Source organism: Microbacterium sp. SLBN-111 (assembly GCF_049739645.1).
In the GTDB taxonomy this organism is placed as follows: domain Bacteria; phylum Actinomycetota; class Actinomycetes; order Actinomycetales; family Microbacteriaceae; genus Microbacterium.
The window spans coordinates 1983409-2007143 of the sequence record NZ_JBMGQH010000001.1 but is presented as its reverse complement, the minus strand read 5'-3'; the positions used below and the strand labels follow the sequence as shown (position 1 = coordinate 2007143).

General features: G+C 71.5%; 13 protein-coding genes. 10 read left to right on the top strand and 3 right to left on the bottom strand.

Annotated features, from left to right (window positions below; genetic code table 11):
- The first annotated feature begins 219 nt into the window (after positions 1 to 219).
- Positions 220 to 1137, top strand: a complete 918-nt coding sequence (locus RKD05_RS09260; RefSeq protein ID WP_424709573.1) for an ROK family protein — start codon at positions 220 to 222, stop codon at positions 1135 to 1137.
- A gap of 45 nt (positions 1138 to 1182) precedes the next feature.
- Complete coding sequence (locus RKD05_RS09255; protein ID WP_424709571.1) at positions 1183 to 2436, top strand: D-arabinono-1,4-lactone oxidase; 1254 nt, start codon at positions 1183 to 1185, stop codon at positions 2434 to 2436.
- Between the two features lie 51 nt (positions 2437 to 2487).
- Here the strand turns inward: RKD05_RS09255 and RKD05_RS09250 are convergent, their stop codons facing one another.
- Positions 2488 to 6639, bottom strand: coding sequence for a LamG-like jellyroll fold domain-containing protein (locus tag RKD05_RS09250; RefSeq protein WP_424709570.1), 4152 nt, complete (start codon positions 6637 to 6639; stop codon positions 2488 to 2490).
- 334 nt (positions 6640 to 6973) lie between these two features.
- On the opposite strand from RKD05_RS09250, the gene RKD05_RS09245 reads away from it, so the two are divergent.
- From RKD05_RS09245 to RKD05_RS09230, 4 genes are all read left to right on the top strand, one after another.
- Positions 6974 to 10504 (top strand): family 43 glycosylhydrolase, encoded by a 3531-nt coding sequence (locus RKD05_RS09245; protein WP_424709568.1) that lies wholly within the window; start codon positions 6974 to 6976, stop codon positions 10502 to 10504.
- Complete coding sequence (locus tag RKD05_RS09240) at positions 10501 to 13770, top strand: family 43 glycosylhydrolase (RefSeq protein WP_424709566.1); 3270 nt, start codon at positions 10501 to 10503, stop codon at positions 13768 to 13770. Before RKD05_RS09245 ends, RKD05_RS09240 begins: the two co-directional genes overlap by 4 nt.
- 221 nt (positions 13771 to 13991) lie before the next feature.
- Entirely contained in the window at positions 13992 to 15200 is a 1209-nt protein-coding gene (locus RKD05_RS09235; RefSeq protein ID WP_424709564.1) for a hypothetical protein, read from the top strand.
- On the top strand, positions 15197 to 16522 hold the full coding sequence (locus RKD05_RS09230) for an O-antigen ligase family protein (RefSeq protein ID WP_424709562.1): 1326 nt from the start codon (positions 15197 to 15199) through the stop codon (positions 16520 to 16522). The genes RKD05_RS09235 and RKD05_RS09230 overlap by 4 nt, the downstream gene beginning before the upstream one ends.
- Here RKD05_RS09230 and RKD05_RS09225 read toward each other — a convergent pair.
- Positions 16477 to 17688 carry a hypothetical protein gene (locus tag RKD05_RS09225; RefSeq protein WP_424709560.1) on the bottom strand — a complete coding sequence of 404 codons (1212 nt, stop codon included), beginning with the start codon at positions 17686 to 17688 and terminating at the stop codon, positions 16477 to 16479. The genes RKD05_RS09230 and RKD05_RS09225 overlap by 46 nt on opposite strands.
- A 259-nt stretch (positions 17689 to 17947) precedes the next feature.
- On the opposite strand from RKD05_RS09225, the gene RKD05_RS09220 reads away from it, so the two are divergent.
- Positions 17948 to 19054, top strand: a complete 1107-nt coding sequence (locus RKD05_RS09220) for a glycosyltransferase family 2 protein (protein ID WP_424709559.1) — start codon at positions 17948 to 17950, stop codon at positions 19052 to 19054.
- Here the strand turns inward: RKD05_RS09220 and RKD05_RS09215 are convergent.
- A complete protein-coding gene (locus RKD05_RS09215; protein ID WP_424709557.1) occupies positions 18988 to 20118 on the bottom strand; it encodes a glycosyltransferase family 4 protein in 1131 nt (376 codons plus the stop codon). The genes RKD05_RS09220 and RKD05_RS09215 overlap by 67 nt on opposite strands.
- Before the next feature lie 326 nt (positions 20119 to 20444).
- On the opposite strand from RKD05_RS09215, the gene RKD05_RS09210 reads away from it, so the two are divergent.
- The 3 genes from RKD05_RS09210 to RKD05_RS09200 all read left to right on the top strand — a co-directional run bounded on the left by RKD05_RS09210 (position 20445) and on the right by RKD05_RS09200 (position 23633).
- Positions 20445 to 21518 carry a glycosyltransferase family 4 protein gene (locus RKD05_RS09210; protein ID WP_424709556.1) on the top strand — a complete coding sequence of 358 codons (1074 nt, stop codon included), beginning with the start codon at positions 20445 to 20447 and terminating at the stop codon, positions 21516 to 21518.
- The gene (locus RKD05_RS09205) at positions 21515 to 22645 is read left to right on the top strand and encodes a glycosyltransferase (protein ID WP_424709555.1); all 1131 of its coding nucleotides are present in this window, start codon (positions 21515 to 21517) and stop codon (positions 22643 to 22645) included. The genes RKD05_RS09210 and RKD05_RS09205 overlap by 4 nt, the downstream gene beginning before the upstream one ends.
- Positions 22646 to 22730: 85 nt before the next feature.
- Positions 22731 to 23633: an SDR family oxidoreductase gene (locus RKD05_RS09200; RefSeq protein ID WP_424709553.1), complete on the top strand. Its 903-nt coding sequence runs from the start codon at positions 22731 to 22733 to the stop codon at positions 23631 to 23633.
- Positions 23634 to 23735 lie beyond the last annotated feature (102 nt).

Sequence of the window (23735 nt, the reverse complement as noted above, 5' to 3'; positions counted from 1 at the left end):
ACGGCATGCGCCGCGCGAATCTCGCGCTCGTGCTGCGCACCGTGCACCGCGAGGGCCCCCGCTCCCGCGCCGCGCTGACCGAAGCGACGGGCCTCAACCGCTCGACGATCGCCGACCTCGTGGGCGAGCTCGTGGGAGACGGCCTCGTCGTGGAGCGCGCCCCCCGACCCGGTGGGCCGCGTCGGCCGCCCCTCCCCGACGGTGGCCCCGGATCCGCGCGTGGTCGCGATCGGCGTCAACCCCGAGGTCGACGCGCTCGACATCGGTGCCTTCGCCCTCGACGGCACCCCTGTGGCGCGCGAGCGCCTTCCGCAGAGCGCGCTGCTCACCCCCGAGCGCACGGCCGAACTCGTCGACGAACGCCTCACCGTCTGGGCCGACGGTCCCCTCCGCGGGCGCCGCACGGTCGGCGTGGGCGTCGCCGTGCCCGGGCCGGTGCGCGCCGCCGACGGCCTCGTCCGCACCGCGCCGCACCTGGAGTGGACGGATGCCGCGATCGGCGACCTCATCACCCGGGCGACGGGTCTTCCCGCACGCGTGGGCAACGACGCGGCGCTCGGCGCGCTGGCCGAGTATCTCTTCGGCGCCGCCCGCGGCGCACACGACGTCGTCTATCTCAACGGCGGCGCGAGCGGCATCGGCGGGGCCGTGATCGTCGGCGGGGTGCCGCTCGGCGGGGCCGGCGGCTACGCCGGCGAGTTCGGTCAGAACCGGCCCGGAATCGTGGATGCCACCGACCGCCGCGCCACCGACGGTGTGCTCGAGGACGAGGTCAGCCGCGCGCGACTCCTGGCCGCCCTGGGTCTCGATGCGGTGGACGATTCCGCGCTCGCGGAGGCGCTGGCATCCACCGACGATCCGGACGTGCGGGCCGAGACCGCCCGGCAGCGGCGCATCCTCGCCACGGCCCTCGCGAACGCCGCGAACGTGCTGAATCCCGCGGTCGTCGTGCTCGGCGGGTTCCTCGCCACGCTCGCCGCCCTCGACCTCGACGGTCTCGACGCGGCCGTGCGCGCCCAGACGATGCCCGCGTGCGCGGAGGACCTGCGGCTGCGCGTCGCCGAACTCGGCGAGAACCGCCTGCTCGTGGGGGCGGCGGAAGCAGTCTTCGAGGCCGAGCTCTTCCCGACGCCCTGATCCCGTCGGTCCCACCGCGACCCGCGCGCAGGCAGGATGGACCCCATGACCCACACCCGCCCCTCCGGCACGAACTGGTCCGGGAACCACCGCTACCGCGCCGCCGAGACGCTGCTGCCCGCCGACCTCGACGAGCTCGCGGCCGCGATCACGGGGGCGGACTCGCTCCGTGTGCAGGCGACCCGGCACACGTTCAACGACGTCGGCGACACCGACGCAGCGCTGCTCTCGCTCGAGAACCTGCCCGTGCGGATCGAGGTCGACGGCGACCGCGTCCGCGTCGAGGGGCTGGTCACGTTCGCGCAGCTCGCGCCCGTGCTCGAGGCCGAGGGGCGCGCCCTCCACAACCTCGGCTCGCTCCCCCACATCTCCGTCGCCGGCGCCGCCGCGACGGGCACCCACGGCTCCGGCACCGCGAACGGCAACCTCTCGAGCGCCGTCACGGCCCTGGAGATCATGGATGCCGACGGCCACCGGCACCTCGTCCACCGTGAGCACCCGTGGTTCCCGGCGGCGGCGCTCGGCCTCGGCGCGTTCGGCGTCGTCACGGCCGTGGAACTGCGCACCGTCCCGACCTACACCGTGACCGCCGAGGCGTACACGGGCGTCGCGTGGGACGACATCGTCGCCGACCCGCGACGCCTCTTCGCGAGCTCGCGCAGCGTCAGCGTCTTCACGACGTGGGGCGACCCCGCGCACGACCTGGTGTGGATCAAGACGACGGATGCCGACGTGGAACCGGGCTACGTGACCGACCTAGGCGGCCGTCCGATCGGCGACGACCTGCACCTCGGACGCATCCGCACGGTCGGCAACACGACGGAGCGCGGGACGCCCGGCCCGTGGCACACGCGCCTCCCGCACTTCCGCGCCGAGGCCCTCCCCAGTGACGGGGACGAGATCCAGTCCGAGTACTTCGTCCCCCTGGATGCCGCGGCCGAAGCGCTCGCGGCGGTGCGGGCCGTGGCATCCACGATCGATCCCGTTCTGCTCGTCACAGAGCTGCGGACGGTCGCGGCCGACGACCTGTGGCTGAGCCCCGCGTACCAGCGGGACGTGCTCGCGATCCACTTCACGTGGCGCAACGACAACGCCGGGGTGGCCGCGGTTCTGCCGACTGTCGAGGCCCGGCTGGCCCCGTTCGACGCCCGCCCGCACTGGGGCAAGGCGTTCACGATGCCCGGCGAGACGATCCGCGCGACCCTCCCCCACGCCGCCGACTTCGTCGCCGCGGCGCGCGAGGCCGATCCCCGCGGCGTCTTCCGCAACGCGTACCTGCAGCGCACGCTCGGGCTGTGACGCACGTCGGCCCCGCTCCCCCACGGAGCGGGGCCGACGTCGTGTGGACGGTCAGTCGCGACGGACGCGGCGGCGGTACCAGAGCAGCACCGCGCCAGCGAGCACCATCATTGCGGCACCGAGTCCGAGCCCGAGCGAGACGTTCGAACCGGTCACCGCGAGGCTGCCCGACGGCACGACCTGGACGGGGAGCTGAGCGAACTCCGTGCCGCTGCCGCGGGTCAGGATCAGCGTGTGCGCCCCCGTCGAGAAACCCGACGGGACGGTGACGCGGAACGTGACGGCACCGTCCGGTCCCGCGACCGGGATGCCCGCCACGACGAGCGGCTGGCTGTGCAACACCGCCGTGACCTGCTCGCCCGCGGCGAGTCCCGTCACCGTGACGGTGAACGACCCGCCCTGCTCGACGTGCGAGGCACTCGCCGTCACGACCGGTCCCGCCGGAGCCGGCGCGCCCGTGGGCTGCGGCGTCGGCTGGGCCGTGGGCGTGCCGGTCGGCTGGGGCGTGGGCGTCCCGGTCGGCTCCGGCGTTGGGGTCGGTGTCGGCGTCCCCGTCGGCTCCGGCGTCGGAGTCGGTGTCGGTGTCGGGGTGGGCGTCGGCGTGCTGGTCGGCGTCGGCGCCGGGTCGACGAGCGACCCCTTCGTGAACAGCGTCTGCACCTCGGAGGCATCCAGGGCTCGTCCGTACACGCGCACGTCGTCGAGGTCACCGGCGAAGAGGCGGTCCGGCGCGTACTGCGACTTCGCGAGCAGACCGCTCACTCCCCCGAGGGCCTCGAGGTCGGCGGCGTCGAAGATCGTCGCGACCTCGGCCACCTTCTGGCCGTTCACGTACGTCACCAGGGTCTTCTTGCCCGTGAGGACGAGGGTGACCTGCGCCCACGTGCCGGCCGTCAGGGCGGCGGCTCCCGACTTGTTCTCGGTGTAGCCCGCCTTGATCGCCGCGGCGGCACCGCCGCAGTCGGGGCTCGTGAAGATGTAGTTCGTCGTGCTCGACCCCAGCGACAGCGGCCACTGGCAGGCGGCGCCGCCGTCCCACTTCATCCACGTCGAGACCGTGAGATCGCGCGTGCCGTCGGGGATGACCGTGCCGCCGATCGTGGCGTACGCCGCGGTCGAGTCCGGTGCGCCGCCGGGGAACGACAGGGCCGAGTCGCCGGCGACACCGCGCGCACCGTCGGCGGTCGTCGCACCCGCCCCGCGGATCGTCGCGTCGTGGCCGCGACCCGAGACGTCGGTGATCCGCGAACCGTCCGTGGTCGCGTTGTCCCCGTCGAAGGAGTAGTGCAGGAGCAGGTCGGCCTCGGGCCTCGCGACGGTGACGGTGAGCGTCGCCGTGTGGTCGTCCATCGTCGTCGCCGTGACGACGGCCGCCCCCACGGAGTTGCCGCGGATCGTGCCCGAGGCGTCGATCGAGACGACGGCGGGGTTGCTCGAGCTCCACGTCACCTTCTGATCGGCGTTCGCCGGAGCGACCGTCGCTGTGAGGGGAGCCGTGGCCCCGAGTGCGAGCACCTTCGAGCCGTACCCGAGGGTGACGGAGGTGGATGCCACGGGCGTGCCGACCGCCGTGATCGTCGCGATCGCGGGGGTCGCCGATCCGTCGTTCAGCGCTCCGCGCACCTGCACACTGTCACCGGGAGCCTTCAGCGAGGACAGGTCCTGCGCTTCCCAGGTCACGCCGACGGGTGCGGTGCCGGTCCCCCGGGTGGCATCCACGGTCGTGGGCAGGACGACCGAGGTCGTGCCGGGGGCGACTTCGAGCGAGACCGGAGCGACCGAGGTGACCACGTCTTGGGGGTTCCACTTGGCCAGAACACGATCGCGCTCCGCACGGGTGATGCCGAAGGCGACACCGTGACGCGGGGACGGCGGCAGCGAGTACTTCGCCGGCACCTTCCAGTCGACCTCCCCCTCCTGGAGCGATTCGGTGTACAGCGGGATGTACCCGCCGCCGCCGTACCAGTCGACGAACACGTAGTTGCGGTCGCCGTTGATGTCACCGGGGTTCGAGCGGAACGCCGACGGCCCCTCGGTCTCGGGGAGACCGGCGTTGGCCGAGAGGCAGGTGTCGAACTTGGTCCACTCGCCCGAGGTGGACGGTGCCCGCAGGTCGGTGCCCTTCTCCGCCACGATGTCGGGGCGGCAGGCGGTCTGCTCGGTGCCCTTCGTGAAGCGGTAGTAGACGCCGTCGCGCTCCAGGATCGTGGTGTCGATGAGGCCCGCGTTCGTTTTGCGGAGCCCCTCGATGTCGCGCGATTTGATGTACGGCACGGCGGGCGTGAAGTTCACGAAGTCGCGCGTGGTGGCCATGAGGATCTGCGGCCCGTTGCCGTCCTCGGTGGCGTCGGTGTGGACGTCGTCGGAGGTGAACAGGCGGGACGACCAGTAGACGACGTACGCGTCGATCGTCGGGTCGTAGTGCGCCTCGGGCGCCCAGGTCATGCCGGCGGTCGGCGGGGAGACCAGGATGTGGCGCTGCTGGCCCCAGTTCACGAGGTCGGTCGACTCCCAGATCTCGAGGTAGCGGCTGCCGTAGTCGGTCGGGAAGCCCTTCCGCGCGGCGGACAGGTCGGTGGCTATCAGGAAGAAGCGGTCGCCTTCCTTGGAACGCAGCACGAACGGGTCGCGCAGGCCCTGGTCGCCCATCGTCGACTCGAGCACGGGGTTCGCGTCGTTGATCGTGCGCCAGTTCAGCGCGTCGTTGCCCTGCGAGACGGCGAACCGGATCTTCTCGCCGTCGATCGAGTTGTCGCGGAAGTAGACGAACATGTACGCCTGCTCGTCGTCGCGCGTGTGCTGCGTGGCGGCGAGGACCTTCACGGGCAGCTGCACGGTGCGGGTCGCCGCCCCGAGGGTCACGGTGGCGGTGAGGGTCACGTCGCGGTCGGTCGTACCGCGGGTGACGCTGCCCTTGCGGATCACGTCGGGCTCGGCACCGCTGTCGGTGTCGGTGATGACGGCGGTGTCGGACGACGCCCAGGAGATCGCGACGTTCCCGGCCTGCGCGGAAGGGAGCCCGCCGGCGATGTCCGCGCCGGTCTCCGGCAGACGGATCGAGCCGCGGACGTCACCGGACAGACCCGCCTGGGAGGGTAGCGCGTCGGCGACCTGGCGGACCGCCTCCTCCTGCTCGGTGCCGGACAGCGCGACCACGGTGACGTCGATCGGCGCACCGGTGCGCGTCTGACCACCGAGCGCGAAGGTGGGCGTCAGCTGGACCGTGGCATCCCCGTCCGAAGCGGAGGGACGCGTCACGCTTCCGTCGGCGGCGACGACGCTCGCGTCGCTCGTGGCCCAGGTGATGGTCGAGCCGCCGTCGGACGTGGTCGGCAGCGTCAGATCGCGGTCGACGTGCGAGGTGTCACCCAGAGACACGGAGTCGGATGCAAGGAGCGCGGCGTACTGGTCGGCACCGGCGGTGCGGATCTCGTCGGCGGAGAGGGCGGTGGTCCAGATGCGGACGTCGTCGAGGGCGCCGGCGTAGTACGGGTCGTCCCAGAACGAACGGCCGAGGTAGCCGCCCACACCGTTCTGCCCGAGGGCCGCGTCGATGGTGTGACCGATGCCGGTCGCCTCGGCGTTCCCGCCGTCGAGCTGGCCGTTGACGTAGTACGACACCTTCTGCCCGGGCTGGAACACGAGCGTCACGTTCGCCCAGTGGTTCACGGGCAGCGCCGCACCGCCGTCGCCGACGCGACGCTCGCCGTTCGGCGCGTCGGAGACGGCGCCGTACGTGCCGTTGCAGCTGGTGGACGACAGCAGGTTCTTCGTCGTGGAGCGGCCGAGACCGAACACGAGCTGGCAGTTGCCGTTGTCGGCGCCCTCCCACTTCGTCCAGACGCTGACCGTCACGGCGGTGTCGGTGGACGAGACGATGTCGTTCGGGAGTTCGATGTACGAGGCGACGGCATCGGCGTCGTTGCGTCCGCCGGTGAGGTGGATGGCCTTGTCGTCCGCGGCACCCGTGACCCCGGGGACGACGGTCACCCCGCCGTTGCGCACGACACCGTCGGCGCGCGGGGTGCGCACACCGGTATCGGGGATCGCTGCCCCGGCGGCGAGCGTGCCGCTCAGGGTGTCGAACGTGTAGTTCAGGTCGGGCGCGGGCACGGGGGCGGCGAAAGCCGCGGGGGTCGTGACCAGCGCCGACGCCGCGACGGCCGTGATGGCCGTGGCGGCGAGCAGACGGGGGACGCGCATCGTTGACGCTCCGTTCGGGTGCGGGGGCGGGCTTGCTCGCGGCTACGGTGCCGGTGCGACTCCGCAGCGACGATGCTACGGACCCGTCGGCGCATTGTTAGCGCTCACACTGCGGAGAACATACCGAGTGCTGGACGGCGCGTCAATATCGATAAAAACATTCCCGTTAGCCTTCACATTCACCTTGCGCTCGGGCCGGTGGAGTCTTTATGGTCGGTCGGAATCGAATCGTCGAACCCGTTCGACCCCCCGACCGACACGAGGACGTGCGGCCGCGATCGCCCCCACGACGCGAACGAGCCTCCTCGTCCCCTCGCGCCCGAAAGGCCCCCCGATGCGTTCACGCCGTCCCGCGGCTCTCGCCCTGACCGCCGTCCTCGTCGGCGGCGGTCTCGTCGCTGGCATCGCCCCCGCGTACGCCGCCGCCCCCGATCCCGCGCTCTCCTATGACTTCGACGACCTCGCCCTCGGCGCCGCTCCCGCCGGGACGACGATCGCGGACGGCGCCGGCACCCACCCGGGAACGGTCCGCGGCACCGGCGCGACCATCGTCGCGGGTCCGCGCGGCGGCGGAGACCACGCCCTCGCTCTGCCCGGTGGGGCTGCGGGGTCTGGGGCCGCGTTCACGGAGATCGCCCCCGGGCTCACCGACCCCGCCACCGGCGACGTCACGATCTCGGCCTGGATCAAATGGAGCGGCAACCAGTCGTGCGCGTGGGCCTACAGCCTCGGCAGCTCCGACCAGCGGTACCTCTTCGCCACTCCGCAGTGCGGCGGGAACCTCATCGGCGCGGTGAAGCAGAACGGCGAGCAGCGGGCGACGAACGACGGTCCCGCCTCCGCGACGCACTGGTCCCATGTCGCCGTCGTCCTGCAGTCCGGCGTGAGCGTGTCGACCTACGTCGACGGTGAGCGGGTGGCATCCACCCCGACGAACGCCACGGGCGCGGCGACCGTCGGCACGGCGACGTTCTCCGGTCTCATCGGGAAGTCCCTCTACGCCGGCGACCCGCTGTTCGCGGGGGCCATCGACGACGTGCGCGTCGACCGCGCGGCGCTGTCGACGGCGCAGGTGCAGGAGATCGCAGCCCCGGCCGCGGAGGCCATCGTCCAGCGCGACCTCGACGCGATCGACCTCGGCGACACCTCGGCCGTGACGGGCGACCTCTCGCTCCCGCGCACGGGTGCCGAGGGATCGAGCATCCAGTGGACCTCGAGCGACACCGGCGTGATCGACGCGAGCGGCGCCGTCCATCGCCCCGCACCGGGATCCGCCGACGCGACCGTCACGCTGACCCCGCGCGCCGCGTTCGCGGGCACCGAGATCACGGGGACTCCCGTACAGGTGACCGTGCGCGCCGAGTCGGCGACGGAGCTCTCCGCCCGCCTCACTGACACCCTCGTGGTGCCGCCGGTCGTGGCATCCGGGACCGCCCTCCCCACCGTCCCCGGCGTCGATCTCACGTGGAGCGGCGACGCCGTGTCGGGCGGGAGTCTGGTGAACACCGGATCGGCCCTCACGAATGCGCAGATCACGGCGAGCGCCACGTGGGGCGGCACCACATTCCGCAAGACGTTCGAGGTGTCGGTGCTGGACGCCGCGACGGGACGCACCCTCGTCGCGTACACCCGCACCCCCACCGACGACCACGACGCCAACCAGGACACCGTGGCCCGCAGCATCCACTTCGCGGTCGGCGCGACGCCCGACGAGGCGCAGCCGCTGCAGGACAACTACGGCGTCGTGTTCGCCCGGGGCGAGTACCTCGGCGTCGACAACGTCGATCAGCGGGGCATCGCCGCCCCGTCACCGTTCTTCTTCGCCGACGGGCGCCTCGGATTCATCGCCACGCGCGTGTTCCTGTCGGGAGCGCCGGATGCCACGGCCCGCTCGGGCGCGACGATCTTCCGCGCCTCCGACGACCAGGGTTCGAACTTCGACGAACTGGGCACGATCGATCTCGGCACCACCGGGGGCGTCGTCTCGCCCCGGGCGGTCTGGGACTCGGCTCGCTCGCTCTACGTCGTGTCGTGGAACGACGACAACGGCGCCGCGCACCGCACGACCGTGACCGAACTCGCGCGGACCGAGCTGGTGGCCGACCCGTTCTCCCCGCTGAACAACGGTCGGCGCTCGCAGATCGTGTCGGCCGGCAATCGCGGCGACGTCGCCGACGGCGGCCTCGCGACCGTGGCGACGCCTTCGCTCACCTCGTTCGGGACCCGCGTTGCCAACGCCGAGCCCTCCGGGGCCCTGCCGATCAGCGGCGCACTGGCCTCCGCGCTCGCCGAGCGGTACGACCGCGTCGTGAACACCGGGGTCTCGGTGGATGCCGCCACGGTCGAAGCCGGCGACACCGCAGCAGCGGCGGCACTCGGGCAGAAGCGCGCCGACCTGACCTACTCGGACGGTTCCACCGAGAACCTGCCGGTGGACTGGAACGCCGAGGACCTCGCGGCCGTGGGCGCCGCGAAGGACGGCACGGTCACGGTGCGCGGAACCGTGCGCCAGAAGGACTACACCGTTCCCTTCGCCGCCAACCGCGCCGACCCGACGATCTACCGCTACGAGCACGACGGCACGACGAAATACCTGTTCATCGCGACCGACGACACGAACAACAACAACATCGGTTCGGCCCACCTGCCCATCCGCGTCGCCGACACCTTCGACGGTCTGTCCGACGCCGCGGGCGGCGCCCAGCGCGAGATCGACCTGCTGAACCGCTACACGCGACGGGATACGACGACCGACGGGCGGACGATCGCCGGATGCTACTGGGCACCGGAGATCCACGAGATCGGCGGGAAGCTGTCGATCCTGTTCTCCCCGTGCTTCAACGAGAACGACACGACCTCGAACGAGGGCGGCAGCTGGACCACCGTGCAGTCGCACATCATGCAGCTGAAGGACGGCGGAGACCCGGGCAACCCCGACGACTGGTCGAAGCCCGCCGCGGTCCTCACCGCCGCGGGTCAGCCCCTCGGTCGAGACGGCTACCGCAACATCAGCCTCGACATGACGTACTTCGAGGCGAACGGCAAGGCCTACTACGCCTGGTCGCAGCGGTACATCTCGCCCGGCTTCGGCGACCCGCTCACCTGGATCGCAGAGGTCGACCCGCAGAACCCCACGCGCATCCTCGGCGAGGAGAAGCCCGTCATCTCCCCCTCGCTGTCGTGGGAGCTCCGCCTGGCCGAGGGCGGATTCGCGATGGAGCGCGACGGCAAGATCTACCTGGTCTACTCCAGCGACGGGGTCAGCCCGCGCTACGTCGTCGGCGCGGTCTGGGCCGACGCCACGAGCGACCTGACCGACATCGACAGCTGGCACAAGTTCACCACCCCGATCATGAAGAGCGTGCCGATGCCGGCCGGGGTCTGGGACTACCTGACCTACCCGCAGGGGCCGGGGCACGGCGCGGTCACCACGGACGACGACGGCAACGAGCTGTACGTGTACCACACGTGGGGTGACGGCGTCGCAGGCAACGGGCGCGACACCCGTATCGGGCGCATCCACTGGGCGGCGGGCGATCGGCCGGTCCTGGACATGACGAAGGACGAGCAGGTGCTCCCCACGCTGCGTTCGGTGACGATGACGGTGACGATCGCGCCGAAGGGTGGCCCCACGCCCACGCCGGAGCCGACCTCGAGCGCGACGCCGACGCCCGGCACCCCGTCTCCTGCTCCCTCGGCGCCGGGAGGCCCGTCCGCCGCGAGCTCCTCGGAATCGCTCGCCGCAACGGGCGGCAACATCCCCTTCGCGGCGGCCTGGGTGGGCCTGACGCTCCTGTTCCTGGGCACCGGCGTGGCCGCCGTTCGCCGCCAGCGCCGTAACGACAAGAACGGAAACGTCCGATGAGGAACGCCCTCCCCGCGCGCCGGTGCGCGCCCCTGGCCATCGGTGTCGTCGGACTGCTGGCGGCCTCGGCCGCCGGCGCCCCGGCCATGGCGGCACCACCCGTGATGCGCACGGTCGCGCCGGCGGTCGCGCCCGCGCCCGTGGCATCCTTCGACTTCGATTCCGCACCCACGGACGGCGCCTTCGTCTCCGGCGACGCCCGCGCGAACGTCGAGGGCACCGCCACCCTCGAGGCGGGTCAGCCGGGTCACGGCACGGCCGCACGACTGTCGTCGGCGTTCTGGCTCGACCTGAAGACCGTGGGCGGCGGGTCGCTGCTCGCCGGCCGCGACGACGTGACGATCTCGTACGACAGCCGTCCCGACGCGCAGGGCAACGTCGGATGGGCGGTGTTCGCGGCCGCCGCGAACACCCCGCAGACCTACGGGCGAGAGCGTTACGTCGGTGTCCTCGATCGCGCCGACGGTCTCGTCGTGGAGCGCTACCTGAACACGGCGGGGCGCGACACCTCGGGCAACCTCACCGCGCCCGCCGGCGGGGCGTGGAAGCACGTCGATCTCGTCCTGTCCGGCGAGACCGCGCGGCTCTATGTCGATCACGAGCTCGTCGCCGCGAACCTCGCCGGCGAGGCGCTCAGCGCGATCCTGGGGCAGGACGGCGGAGTGCTCCAGGTCGGCAAGGGCAACTGGGGCGGCGGAGAGTACTTCTCCGGCCTCATCGACGACCTCCGGGTCTACGACCGCGCCCTCACGCCGGCCGAGCTGGGCGTCACGGGCGCTCCCGTCGACGACCGTGCGGCCCTCGGCATCCCTTCGGTCGTGATCGGTGATCTGCCCGACGAGGTGCGGGGTCGCGCGGTGACGTGGTCCGCTTCAGGTCCGGGCGCGGGGCGCATCGCGCCCGACGGCACGGTCGATACGGCCGGTCTCGACGACGCCGGTGTCGCCGCGCACCTCGAAGCCCGCGTCGACGGCGATGCCGATCCCTTCACGTGGGACGTCACCCTCCAGCGCCCGGGCGGTGAGATCGCGGCCTACGTCAAGACCGTGACGACCACGAACGGCGTCAAGGACGATCCCCTCGCCTACGCCGACGACCGCCGTTCCGACGCCCTGTACGTCGCCGCGCGCGCGGCCGGCACGACGGCGTGGACGCCGCTCAACCGCGGCCAGGCGATCCTCTCCGTCCGGTGGGACGACACCCAGGCCGCCAAGCCCTGGGCGCAGATGGGCACACCGAGCCTCTTCCGCGACGCCGACGGGCACCTCGGCGTCGTGGCGTCGCAGAACGACTCGACCAGCCGCATCTACGTCTGGCGCTCGACCGACGATCGCACGTTCGACGACCAGCAGGTCATCGACCTGGGCGGAGGCATCGTCTCCGCGCCGCGCATCGTCGCCGAGCCCGGCGGCGGATACCGCGTCCTGTGGACCGACCTCGGCAGCGGCGAGGGACGCAGCGCCGCCCTGTCGAGCCTGGACGTGTCGGCGACCGTGACGTCGCCGACCCTCGCCGACGTGCGGCGCCTCGGCACGGACGGCACCGGGCTGCCCGCATGGGCGTCCGACGTGACGTCCGCGCCCCTGACGGCTGCGCAGTACTCCGGCTTCGTCGACGAGTACGTCGACCTGCAGAACACGGGCGTGGATGCCGTCGCGGTCGACGCCGCAGCCGGAGCGACGGTCGGCGACGTCCGCGGCGCGCTGCCGGGAACCGTGACGATGACCTACAACGACGGCAGCGCGAAGGCGCTGCCGGTGGAGTGGGATGCCGCGCAGATCGCCGAGGCCGCCGGGCGAGGTGCCGGAACGTACGAGATCACCGGGACGGTGCAGCAGCACGCGCAGCGCATGGTTTCGGATGCCCGCGCCGATCCGCACGCGTTCTTCAACCCTGACGACGGCTACTACTACCTCACCGGTTCGCACTACGGCGAGCCGTCGAACGGCCGCATCGACGAGGCGAGCAGCTACCGCAAGATCGGTCTGAAGCGCGCGAAGACGCTGGACGGCCTCGCCGACGCCCCGGAGCAGATCGTGATCGACCCCGACGACGGCACCGTCGGTCGAGAGGCGCAGTACCCGAACACGTTCTTCGGCTGGGGCGGCTTCATCTGGGCGCAGGAGTTCCACAAGATCAACGGGCGCTGGTGGATCGTCGCCGGGATGAACCGGGGCTTCGCGCAGACCGGCGGCTGGTGCGACAACACCGTCCTGATCCCGTACACCGGGGACACGGCATCCATCGCCGCCGGCGGCTTCTTCGACGAGAGCAACTGGGGCGAGCCGGTCGTCCTCGACGGCGCGGCGTTCGACGTGACGTACTTCGAGCGCGAGGAGAACGGCGCGACCCAGGGGTACTGGGTCATGCCGAACGGCAACCGCATCCTCGTCGGCGAAGCGCGCGGGGGCGACGGAGTCGTGCCCCTGCTCGACGGACCGCTGTCGACGGTCTACACGACCAGCCAGCCGTGGGAGCGGGGCAAGCAGGCGCCCACCCCGTCCGACACCGACGAGGGCGCGGACCAGGCGGTCGTCGAAGCGCCCTACATGATCGAGCACGGCGGACGGGTGTACCTCACCTACTCCGGCGGCACCGTCGACAAGTACTACGCCCTCGGTCTGCTCACGGCGAAGGTCGACGCTCCGCTGACGGACCCGGCCAGCTGGACGCAGACGCCGTTCCCGGTGCTCGACACGAATGACACCTTCGAGGGTCGCCTCGCCGCCGACGAGACGAAGGCCACGAAAGAGACGGCCGGAACGGGTCACAACTCGTTCGTCGTGGATGCCACCGGCAACCTGCTGCTCGCCTATCACGCGCGCCCGTACCCCGACCCGCACACCGCGACCGATCCGGCCGGTGCCGGGGGCCTGTTCGACCCCGACCGCAACACGTGGTTCCAGTCGGTGAACGTCCGCGCGGACGGACGGCTCGACCTGACGCTGTCGAAGGACCAAGAGGTCGCGCCGGAGAACCGCACGGTCGTCGCGCGCGTGACGATCGCGGCCGGTCCGACGCCGACTCCGACGCCGACTCCGACTCCGGAACCGACCGGAAGCGCGACCCCGACGCCGGGTCCGACCGGAAGCGCGAGCCCGACCCCGTCCGCTTCGCCCGCGGCCGCGGCGGGTCGCGGCGACACCCGCTCCGGCGCCCTGGCCGCGACGGGAAGCGACGGGGCACCCGCGGCCCTCGCGCTCACGGGTCTCGTCGCGCTGATCGCCGGTGGCCTGATCCGGGCGCGTCGTCGCCGCACGTCCTGACCCCTCACCCGACCGGGAACGGCCCGGGCCGATCGCGCGAGCGACGGCCCGGGCCGTTCCGCGTGTCGGAGGGAGCCGCGGACACGTGATCAGCGGTCGGGCTTCGGGCGAGCGCGCGGGTGAAGGAGGCGTCTCGAGCCCGGGCCGCGCCGCGAGCGACGCCGCGCGGGCCGCGGGGTCGAGTCAGAGTGGTCGGACCCGTTCCTCACCCGAGAGGCCCCATGACCGCTGCGCCGCATTCCTCGGCCGGCTGGGTCGCGATCGCTTACGGCGCTCTCGACGTGTCGGCATCCGACATGTTCGCGGACGGTGCCGAGCTGCTCGTACTCCCCGCCGATCCCGCGGAACCGTTCTGCCTCACCGGCGAGGGCGCTCGGATGTGGCGGCGGATCGTCGCCGGGCCGGTGACCCCGACGAAAGACGCAGAGCGGGAGATGCTCGAGGCGATGACCGCCCTCGGCATCGCTTCCACGGATTCCGCGCACCCGGCGCGGATCGCACGCCTCGACCCGCCCCGTCTTTCGTCGCCCTTCCACGAACTGGCGTATGCCCTCACCGCCCACGTCGCTGCCGAGCACGGCATCCCATGCGTTTTCATCAAGGGACCGGCCCTCCACCACCAGGGACTGCGCGCCCGCGAGCACTCGGGCGACGTCGATGTATGGTGCCCGCCGGCCCGCTGGAACGAGCTGGCCGACGCCCTCGTCCCGTGGGGGTGGCGACGCTCGCCCGACCCGTGGCACGACACCCCCGTGCCCCACAGCATCACGATGACCCCGGGCGCATGGGGGTGCGAGATCGACGTGCACCGCCGGGTCCCGGGCCTGATTCTCGACGACGCTTCCGCCTTCGACATCGTGTCCGCCGCGTGCCTGCCCGTGCACTATGCGGGGACGACGGTTCCGGTCCCCGCCCCGGACGTGCACGCCGTTCTGGCGGCCGTCAACGAGGTGCGCCCCGTGATCGGTGCCCGAAGACGTTCCCGCGCAACGGCATCCGCGGCCGTCGGCGTTCTCCTCGCCACGGAAGGGACCCGCGACCGCGCACGCGAGTTGGGGGCCGTCCCCGCACTGCGCGATGAGATGGTCGCCGCCTTCGGAGCCGACGCGGTCGACGATACGGCGATCCTTCCGCGCGATTGGCTCTGGCGGGCTCGGCCCGACACGGCGCGCGCGTACCTCGCCGCGTTGAGGACGGTACCTCTGCCGGAGCGTCTGCGGATCTTCGTGCGCGTGCTCTGGCCCGACGACGAGGTCGCTCTCGCCTCCGCGCGGCATGCGGGAGCACCGACGGACGACCCGGCCCGGGCACGACGGCAGAGGCTCGCACGCGCGGTCCGGGGGTGGGCGTTCAGGCGTCGCCCCGGTACGCCCCGGGCGTCCGACGGGGCCGCCTCCCGCCCTCAACGGAACGAAGGGATGCCGACATGATCGGTCCTGTCGTCGCGTTCGTCGCCTGCCTGCTGAGCCTGTGGGTGGTGCTGCGCGGCCCCGCCGAGTCGACGCCCGCCCGGGCGACCTCAGGGATTCTCGTCATCTCGACGGTCATCCCGGTCGGATCCGTGACCGATCAGGCGATGGCGATGATCGCGCTCTCGACCATCGTCCTGCTGAGCATCATCGCGTCCGTGCGCCATGACGAGGCGCTCCCCTGGCCCCCCTCGTGGGGCGCGGTCCTCTTCGCTGCCTTCGGAACGTGGCTGGTCCTCCGCATCCTCGGACAGTTCTCGTTCGCGGCCACGGTCCTGCAGGTGTCGATCGTGGCCTCTGCCATGGCCCTGGCCTTCGTCGTTCCCCTGCTCCGCGCCGACGACCTGCCGATCATCGCGGACACCTTCTTGTGGCTCACCCTGGCGCACACGGCCTATGCCGTCCTCGAGCAGACGGTCGACATGGAAGCGGTCTGGCCCCTCCGATCGTCCGCGCTCGAGGACATCGGCGAACGGGTCAACATCCTGATCCCGGCCCTGGCCGGACGGTCTCAGAGCTCGTTCGGGCACCCCATACCGTTCGCGCTCTTCTCCAGCATCGCCCTCCTCGTTCTCCTCCACGCCGCCGCACAGACCCGGCGGTGGCGCTACGCAGGTGGCGTCGTCGTCGCTGCGACGGCTCTGGCCCTGTCTGGAACGCGCAGCGCCGTGGTGGCAGCGCTGGCCGCGCTCGCGGCCTACGTCGTCGCCAGCATCCGATGGCGTCGACTGCTGTGGATCCTCGTCGGCGCCGGAGTGGTCGCCATCGCCGCGCTCGTCACCGACCTCCCTACGCTCCTCGCCCTCGACGGGAACTTCGAATCGTCCGTGTCCTACATCCACCGCTCGCTGGTCATCGGGTCGTGGGACACCCTGTGGGCTCGCGATCTCGCCACACGTCTGTTCGGATCGGGGGCCGGTGCCGGTGCCGACCTGTTCCGTGAAGGCGTCGTACGAGGGGCGCACACTCTCCTCTACTTCGACAACGTCTACGTCTCCCTCTTCGCCCTCTCGGGTCTCGTCGCGCTCATCCTCTTCTGCGCCGTCCTCCTCCGCTCTGTCCTCGGTGGCGCGTTGGCGGTCGGGGGAGCGACGCTCGTCGCGGTGATGGGCTTCTCCTTCGACGAACAGCAGTGGCAGCTGGCACTCGTGCTGATGGCGTTCTGCACGATGCTCCCGCGGGCGTTCGGCACAGTGTCGCGCCGACCCGAGACCGCCGCAGCGGATGACGGGTCGCCTCAGCGCACGAGCGGTCGCCTCAGCACCAGCACCGCCGAGATGTAGCCGAGCAGGCTCGTCCCCTCGGCCACCGCGAGTGCCCAGGGGATCCCGGGTGCGCCGAGAGCTGCGACCAGGGGAATGGCCGCCACTCCCCCGCAGAACAGGCCCGCGACGTCGGAGATGAGCACGAGTCGGGTGCGTGCCCGGGGAACCAGAACGTTCCGGACGAGCGGTGTGCCGACGGAGACGAAGAAGAACGCGGCGGCGTACCCGCCGCAGTACTCCGGTGTCGCGGCGACGGGCGCACCCCACAGGACCGCGGTGCACCAGGGGCCGAGCACGGCCAGGCCCAGAGCGCCGACGACGCCCAGGGTGACGTGGAGAGCCAGGGCGACACGCTGTCGACGCCCGCCTCCCGCCCCTTCCAGGACCCAGTTCTGCAGCGCGTCACCGAGCGCGGAGATGCTGAAGAGCGAGTACCGGAAGAGACGATCCGCGGAGGACAACGGCACCACCCCGTCCCCGTCGTCGACGACGGTGGATGCGAAAACGGGAGATGACGAGCGGACACCGGCCAGGATCAGGACACCAGCCCCCGGGGCGCTGAGACGCACTGCGGACCGCAGCGCGTGCCGGCCGGGCCAGATCGGAAGGAGTCGCGAGAACCGGCGTCGGTGGAATGCCAGCTGCGCCAGCAGGATGCCCAGGATCGTGCACCCCGGATACCAGAGAGGGTTCCCGGTCAGCGCCACCATGCCCGCGCCGATGGCGAGCGCGACGATGCGCGGCACCACCTCGAATGCGGTGATGAGCCGCGCGCGCCCCAGCCCGATGGCATACCAGGTCATCGACATGCCCGACAGGGCCGCCGAGACGCACATCGCCGCCGCGAGCCAGCCGGTACCCGCGGGCGAACGCGCGATCGACAGCGTGACCGCGGCAGGCGCGACGATCACCAGAACGCCCGCGCGCAGCCACCACGCCGCCGCGTACGTCGACCGGCGTTCACCCTCGTTCGCAGCGAGAGCGACCGCGGGCGGCCCCACGACCTGCCACCCGAACATCGTCACCGCCGTCGCGAACGAGCCGATCGCCTGCCCGACGTTCACCGCCTCCCACTGGTCGAGCGTGGAAGCCCGGGAGACGACCCCGAGGAGGAGAAGCGGTGCGAGCGAGGCGAGCAGAGGCAGCGAGCCGAATCCGAGGATGCGCGCGAGCAGGACCTTCATACGGAGTCGCCGTGTGGGCGGGAGATCACCTCGCGATCCTCCCCAGGGCGCCGCATGGTCACGACCGACGCCCACCCCCGGAATGCGGCGTGACAACTCTCCACGAAGGGGTGATCCCACGGGTGACATGTTCACCAGCGTGCGGTTGCCGCCCGATGGGGAGGAGGCCCGAGCGAAGCGCGCCCGACCCTCCCCTCACGATCGAACCGTCGGGCCCGTCCTTGCGCGCACCGTCGGCTCCGTCCCCTAGAACGGGCGGGTGCCCGCCGAATCCGACGCCCTCCCACGCGTGACCGTCGTCACCGTCACGTACGCCGATCGCTGGGCCACGGGCTTGTCCGCGACGGTGCAGTCCGTCCTCGCGGAGCCGCGCGCCGACCTCATCGTCGTCTGCAACGGCATCGCCCCGGCCTCGGCGGCGTCGTTGACCGGAACCGCGTCCGCAGCGGCCGGTCGTATCGAGGTGATCGACCTCGGACGCAACCGCGGATCGGCCCCCGCCTTCGCGACGGGGCTGGCGGCCGCCTACCGACGTGCGACCGCGGTCCTCCTCCTCGATGACGACAACCCCCTTCCGCCCGGCGCACTGGCCACGCTGGAGGCCGTTTCCGACGCGCTGACTTCGAGGGCCGATGCCGCTCCGACCGCGCTGGCCTGTTTCCGCGCCGTCAATCCGGTCTACAGACTGCTGAAGGAAGGCGCCGCGGCCGACACGCTGTTCCGGGAACTCCGGCCGGGCGCGTTCCTCACCACCGACGTCTTCGCCTCGCGCCATCGGGCGGCGGTCGACCCGCGGCGGACGATCCCCACGGCAGTCGGCGACATCCGCGTGACGCCGCTGCCCAACAGCATGTGGGGCGGGCTGTACCTCCCGCCCGGGATCGCCGCACTCGGCGTCCTGCCCCCGACCGAGCTGGTGCTCTACGCCGACGACAATGCCTTCTCGGCACGCCTGCGGGGGCACGGCTGCGAGATCCTGCTCTGCCTGGATGTGGAGATTCGGGACACCGTCGACTGGCGCGCCAGCGCCGAACCACCGCGGCGGCGCGTGCGCATCCCCCGCGTCCTGCGGACCGCGCCGGACGAGTTGTGGCGGGTGCGCTACCAGAATCGCAACGCCGCGTTCGTGAGCGCTCTGCAGGCGCGGGGTTCGGTCCCGGCCCGCATGCGACTCGCCGTGAACGTCGCAGCCCGCCTGAGTCTTCTCTTCCTGGCGGCCCTGGCGGCAGGGCGACTGCGCGCCTTCGGGGCCGTCGCGACGGCCTGCCTGGCCGGCCTGCGGGGTCGTCTCGGCGAGAGCTATCCCCTGCCCGGTGGCGCGGACACCGGAACGACACCCGCGCGGGTGCGCAGCGCCCGCTCATAGACGTCGCGCGTTTCCCGGGCCATCCGATCCCAGGAGAACTGCGCGACCCGCCGGTGCCCACGACGCACGAGTTCCGCGGCGAACGCGGGGTCGTCGATGACGTCCGCCAAGGCGGACGCCATCCCGCTGACGTCATCGGGGTCGAAGTGGACGGCGGCCCCGCCGTAGACCTCGGGAAGACACGTTGCCGAACTGCTCGCGACCGGGCACCCGTGGCTCATCGCTTCCAGGCCCGGCAGTCCGAATCCCTCGTAGAAGGACGGGAACGCGAAGACGGCGGCATTCTCGTAGAGCCAGCGGAGGCTCCCTTCCGAGACGTACCCGGTGAAATGGGCGGCGCGGGCGAGATCGGGACGTTCCCGCAGGATCCGACGGCCGTCGTCGTCGATGCGTCCCGCGACGACGAGACCGAGTCCCGCGCGGGATGCGGCGAGGGTCTGGACGGCGTCGAAGAGGCGCTCCAGGTTCTTGTAGGGCACCTGGTTGCCCACGAAGAGCACGAATCGATCGAAGGGGACCGACACGGCCTCCGGCGGGTCCGGGATCGGATCGGCGGCCTCGTAGGTGAGAACGATCTTCTTCCGCCCGACCCCCGTGAATCGCCGGAGATCGTCTCCGCTGAACCGGCTGACGACGATGTCGAGACGCCCCAGGTGGGCGGCGGCCGCGAAGGCGAACAGACCGGCGCCCCGGCGCACGGCAGAGGCGAGACGAGACTTCTTCACGTTGCGGATCTTGAGCAATGTCATGTCATGGAAGGTCGTCACCCGCGGCACCCCCAGCACGACGGGTTGCTGCTGCATGCAGAAATGCACGAGGTCGGGCCGAAGGGCGCGGATCTGTCGCGCCAGATCCACCTGTTCCGCGACCGAGAAGAACGGCGCGGAGGATGCCACCGCACGGAAGCGCGTCGAGGGCGCCGCCCATTCGTGGATGCGGTCAGCGGGAAGCACCAGCGTGTACTGGTGGTCGTCGTCCAGGCGCGCGAGGCCCTCGACGAGCTTTCGGATGTAGCGCCCGGTGGTGGTGAAGTAGCCGCGCGCGTCGAGAACGATGTGGGCCATGGCGCCTTCATCGTCCCGGCGGGGCGTTCGACGCCCGTGCATCAGCGCAGCCGGTCCGACAGACGAGCCTCGCCGGTTTCGCGGGTGACGCCACTGATGAAGGCAGGGGACGGCTGACGGTTCCGGCGAAGAACCGGCGGCCGATGGCATCCCTCCCGCAGGAGCGCCGCCCCGCGGTCGGCCCGAGCCGACAGCGTCTTCACCCGCCAGCTCACCCGTCTGGCCCACCGCGCTCGGCGTGCTCGGCGACGCGGACGCGGGCCCAGCATCGGAATCGATTCGCCTCGTCCGCGCACACGTCGTCCCCGCACAGAGAGCATCCGCACATGCCTTCCCCACACGCACCCGTCGTCATCAACGGCCGGTTCCTCACGCACACACCGACGGGAGTGCAACGCTGGGCGCGCGAGATCACCCGCCGACTCGCGGACCGCCTGCGGGTCGTGATCGTGGCACCTCCCGGCGACCTGATCGAGCCCGACCTGGGGGCCCCGATCCTTCGAGTCGGCCGCCTCCGGGGGCACGCGTGGGAGCAGGTGTCGCTGCCCCGGTTCCTTCGGTCCATCGGGTCGCCCCTGTTGATCGGACTCGCGAACACCGGACCGACGTTCTACCGTCCGCAGATCGCGTCCCACCTCGACATCACCTGGGTGCGGCATCCCGAGAGCTTCGCCCCGTCGTTCCGCCTGCTGTACGGCGCGATCGTGCCCGGACTCCTCCGCCGCAGCGCGCACGTCCTGACCTGCAGCGACTTCTCCGCCGGGGAACTGGTCGCCCACTTCGGTCTGCCCCGGGAGAAGATCACGGTCGCGCACGCCGCCGTCGCTCCCGGCTTCCGCGCCGACGGTCCCCGATACGACATCGGCGAGCCGTACCTGTTGGCGGTGTCGTCGCCGAACCGTCACAAGAACTTCGATGCGCTCATGGCCGCCTTCGACGGTGCTCGGCTGTCCACGATCCGCCGGTTGCTCATCGTCGGACACCAGGCTCGGGCCTTCCAATCGCGAACGGAGGAGGAATCCGAACGCGTGGAGTTCCTGGGTCGCGTCGACGACGACCAGCTGATGGCGCTCTACCGGGGCGCCGCGGCGTTCGCCTTCCCGTCGCTGTACGAAGGATTCGGCATCCCTCCGCTCGAAGCGCAGCGCATGGGCACGCCGGTGCTCGCGGCGCGGGCGGCTTCGCTCCCCGAGGTGCTCGGCGACAGCGCACTGTGGGTCGACCCGACAGACGTGGCCGATATCCGGCGAGGCATCGAGAATCTCGACGCCGACCCCAACCTGCGCGCGCGGCTGTCCCTCGCGGGCCGCGAGAACGAGAAGCGGTTCTCGTGGGACACGGCTGCACACCGCGTCTCCGACGTGATCGACGACGTCCGGCGATCGCTGGGGACTCCGTGACCACACCACCCGCCCGGTCCGGCGCACGAGGACTGCTGGTGCACGAGTGGATCGCACCCGCCGGGGGTTCGGAGAACGTCCTCGAAGCGATGAGCCGCGCGTTCCCCGACGCAGAAGTGCAGTGTCTCTGGAACGATGCCCCCGAGCGATTCGGCGCGGCTCGCGTGACCGAGACCTGGATGGCGCGGACCCCGCTTCGGAACCACAAGGCGCTGGCCGCACCGGTCTGCGTGCCCACGTGGCGGATGCTCCCTCGCCGAGACGTGGACTGGATGCTGATCAGCTCTCATCTGTTCGCCCACCACGCGCATCTGCGCGGACGCGGGCCCGAGGTGGAGAAGTACGTCTACGTGCACACGCCCGCGCGCTACCTGTGGGTTCCGGAGTTCGATCCCCGCGGACAGCGCAGGACGGTCCGGGCCGTGGCACCGGTTCTGCGCACCATCGATCGGGTCCGCGCCCGCGAACCTCGCGCGCTGGCGGCCAACAGCGCCTTCGTACGCGAGCGGATCCGCGACTGCTGGGATCGGGACGCGGTGGTCATTCCCCCGCCGGTCGACGTCGACCGCCTCCGCGATATCGCCGGTTGGGAGGGCAGGCTCACCGCCGCAGATCGGTCCTTACGCGCTGCGCTTCCGCGCCCCTTCGTCCTGGGCGCGTCCCGGTTCGCCTCCTACAAGCGACTCGACCTCGTCATCGCCGCGGCCGAGCTGGTGGGGCTGCCCGCGGTGATCGCCGGTCGCGGACCGGACGAGGCCGTACTGCGCGCCCGCGCCGCCGCGGCGAGCGTACCGGTGACGGTGGTCACGTCGCCCTCGGATGCGCTTCTCGCGGCGCTCTACCTCGACGCATCCGTATTCGTCTTCCCCGCCATCGAAGACTTCGGCATCATGCCGGTCGAGGCCCAGGCTCTGGGGACGCCCGTCGTGACGGGACCGTTGGGCGGCCAGACGGAGACCTTCCTCGACGGGGTGTCGGGCATCGTCGCCGCCGGCTTCGACGCCGTCGATCTGGCGGACGCCGTCCGTCGTGCGCTCGCCCTTCCGGCGTTCGCCCCCGACGAGGTCACGGCCCCGTTCTCCGGTGCCGTGTTCGAGCGGCGTCTCCGGGATTTCGTCGGCCGGTGAGCCGGCATCCCGACCGGGGCGGACAGGGAAGGCGCAGGACGTCAAGGGTGCCGCCGCGGTGGGTGCGCTCACTTAGCGTCGCCCCATGACCACCGATCGCGACCAGTTCACCTTCGACAATCCCGTCACGCGCTACTCCCGCGTCGAACCGCCGCTGCAGCACCAGCCGGAACCGGGCGTGCAGGCCGACATGACGCCGGTCCCCGACCTGGGCGAGAAGACGTACCGCGGTCTGGGGCGCCTCACCGGCCGGAAGGCCCTCATCACGGGCGGCGACTCGGGCATCGGCGGCGCGGTCGCGATCGCGTTCGCGCGCGAGGGCGCCGACGTCGCGATCGTGCATCTGCCGGCCGAGCAGCGCGACGCCGATCACGTCCTGGAGCAGATCCGGGATGCCGGCCGGACCGGCGTCTCGATCGCGACCGACATCACCGACCCCGCCGCGTGCCGCGCCCTCGTCGCCGAGGCCGTCGAGGCGCTCGGAGGCCTGGACATCGTGGTGAACAACGCCGGGAAGCAGATCATGGTCGAGAGGGTCGACGACCTGTCGGACGAGCAGTTCGAGCTCACCTTCCGCACGAACGTGTTCGCGCCGTTCTGGATCACCAAGGCCGCGCTGCCGCACCTGCCCGAGGGCGCCACGATCATCAACACCGCGTCCCTCGAGGCGTACGTCCCCGCCCCCGACCGGCTCGACTACGCGGCGACGAAGGCCGCGATCAACAACCTGTCGAAGGGCCTCGCGCAGCAACTCGCTCCCCGTGGCATCCGGGTCAACGTCGTCGCGCCGGGGCCGACGTGGTCGGCGCTTCAGGTGAGCGACGGTGTCTCGGACGACCAAATGGAGCACTTCGACGACGAGAGCACCTATCAGCGCGCCGGTCAGCCCGCCGAGATCGCGCCCGCGTTCGTCTTCTTGGCCTCGGCGGAGTCGAGCTACGTCTCGGGCGAGACCCTGAACGTGAACGGCGGCATGGTCACGCCGTAGCGCCGAAGGCGTGGCATCCACCCTCGTCCCACTTATCGCGGACCATGTCCCGAAATGTGCTGGTTTGCGGCCCCCGGAACGACCAAAAGTGGGACATGGGGT

Bases quoted from the DNA above. Each gene is read 5' to 3' on its own strand.
- RKD05_RS09215 (WP_424709557.1), bottom strand. From the start codon at position 20,118: ATGGCCCACATCGTTCTCGACGCGCGCGGCTACTTCACCACCACCGGG.
- RKD05_RS09245 (WP_424709568.1), top strand. From the start codon at position 6,974: ATGCGTTCACGCCGTCCCGCGGCTCTCGCCCTGACCGCCGTCCTCGTC.
- RKD05_RS09210 (WP_424709556.1), top strand. From the start codon at position 20,445: ATGCCTTCCCCACACGCACCCGTCGTCATCAACGGCCGGTTCCTCACG.
- RKD05_RS09225 (WP_424709560.1), bottom strand. From the start codon at position 17,688: ATGAAGGTCCTGCTCGCGCGCATCCTCGGATTCGGCTCGCTGCCTCTG.
- RKD05_RS09230 (WP_424709562.1), top strand. From the start codon at position 15,197: ATGATCGGTCCTGTCGTCGCGTTCGTCGCCTGCCTGCTGAGCCTGTGG.
- RKD05_RS09235 (WP_424709564.1), top strand. From the start codon at position 13,992: ATGACCGCTGCGCCGCATTCCTCGGCCGGCTGGGTCGCGATCGCTTAC.
- RKD05_RS09250 (WP_424709570.1), bottom strand. From the start codon at position 6,639: ATGCGCGTCCCCCGTCTGCTCGCCGCCACGGCCATCACGGCCGTCGCG.
- RKD05_RS09255 (WP_424709571.1), top strand. From the start codon at position 1,183: ATGACCCACACCCGCCCCTCCGGCACGAACTGGTCCGGGAACCACCGC.
- RKD05_RS09240 (WP_424709566.1), top strand. From the start codon at position 10,501: ATGAGGAACGCCCTCCCCGCGCGCCGGTGCGCGCCCCTGGCCATCGGT.
- RKD05_RS09200 (WP_424709553.1), top strand. From the start codon at position 22,731: ATGACCACCGATCGCGACCAGTTCACCTTCGACAATCCCGTCACGCGC.